General features: G+C 60.5%; 2 protein-coding genes. Both read left to right on the plus strand.

Annotation, left to right across the window (positions count from 1 at the left end):
* Positions 1-579, plus strand: a 579-nt coding sequence (locus ACFMO7_RS18445; protein WP_376796959.1) for a class I SAM-dependent methyltransferase, incomplete at its 5' end; no start/stop codon positions are given.
* A 288-nt stretch (positions 580-867) separates the two neighbouring features.
* Positions 868-1,388, plus strand: a 521-nt coding sequence (locus ACFMO7_RS18450) for a PIG-L deacetylase family protein (protein ID WP_376796960.1), incomplete at its 3' end; no start/stop codon positions are given.

Below are 1,388 nucleotides of genomic sequence, written 5' to 3' on the forward strand. Positions count from 1 at the left end.
TACCTCTTGCCCAAGGACCCGCTGGAAGACCAGCGGCTCAATTACCAGCACCATGCCCTGTATCGCACCCTGAGCAACCATTATCTGGCCCCGCTTACCCCAGGGACCCACACCATCCTGGATGTGGGCACTGGGACTGGGATCTGGGCCTTTGAGATGCAGGCCCTCTTCCCGCAGGCCATCGTGGTGGGGGTCGACGTCTCGCTCGCGTCGCTGCCGCAGCCGGTGCCGCCGCACTGCCTCTTCGTGCGCGCTAATATCCTGGAGGGCCTCCCCTTCCCGGACGAGCAGTTCACTTACACCCATCAGAGGCTGCTGGTGGCTGCCATTCCCGCCCAGGCCTGGCCCGGCGTTGTCCGCGAGCTGGTGCGCGTCACCCGCCCCGGCGGCTGGATCGACTGGCTCGAACGCAGCGATGGCATCCAGCCCGCCGGGCCGGCCACCCGCCGCCTGCTGCAGTGGGGGAAGGACAGCCACAAGCAGATTGCCTTGCTTCTCTCCCTGCAACGGCATTGCCGCGGCTATCCACATCTCTTTGCCACCTCGTTGCGTGATCCCATCTTCAGGGAGATACTCTGATCTGACATCATCTCATCCTGGCAGCCCCGTGGCTCTCTGCGGAGTTGGGCAGAGAAGGCCGGGGCTGTGGCAGGCAGGCCTGTCCCTGGCAGAAGCGTTTCATTTCAGGGGTCTCTCATACCTCGACTCGACATCCCCCTCCCTTTCCTCCCTGTCGATGAGAACTTCAAGAGAACAGAAGAGATGATATAATAAGGAGCACACTAGAACAAGAGAAGGTGTTGTCTCAAAGTCAGCAGCAGCTGTCTCTCAGCAGCGACGTGCTCGGGAAAGGAGATGAGCGTCCCTATGCCTGAATCCACTTCTTCTGTTCTGCTTCCGCCTGGCGGGCAGCGCATTCTCGTGGTGCAAGCCCATCCAGATGACGCTGAGCACCTCTGTGGGGGTACCATTGCATTACTGGCTCGTGAAGGAAAGGAGGTCCATTATCTCCTGGTGACGCGAGGGGATAAAGGCAGTGATGATCCACACTTACCGCCCGAGCACCTGGCAAGGATTCGGGAGCAGGAGCAACGCGAAGCAGCTTCCGTGCTCGGCGTGCAGACGGTGACCTTTCTGGAAGGGTATTCCGATGGGGAAGTGGAACCCTGCCTGCAGTTGCGGCGGGAAATCGCGCTGGTGATCCGCCAGCTCCGACCTGATGTTGTCTTCACCTTCGATCCCTGGAAAAAGGATGAGGTCCACCCTGATCACCGAGCGGTCGGGATCTGTACTGTGGATGCAATTGCGTGTGCACGGGGCCTCTGGTATTACCCAGAGCAGCTCCAGGACGGCATCACTCCGCATGCGGTGCGCCAGATCTATTACTT

The sequence above is a fragment of the Thermogemmatispora sp. genome, assembly GCF_042408735.1.
Classification (GTDB): domain Bacteria; phylum Chloroflexota; class Ktedonobacteria; order Ktedonobacterales; family Ktedonobacteraceae; genus Thermogemmatispora.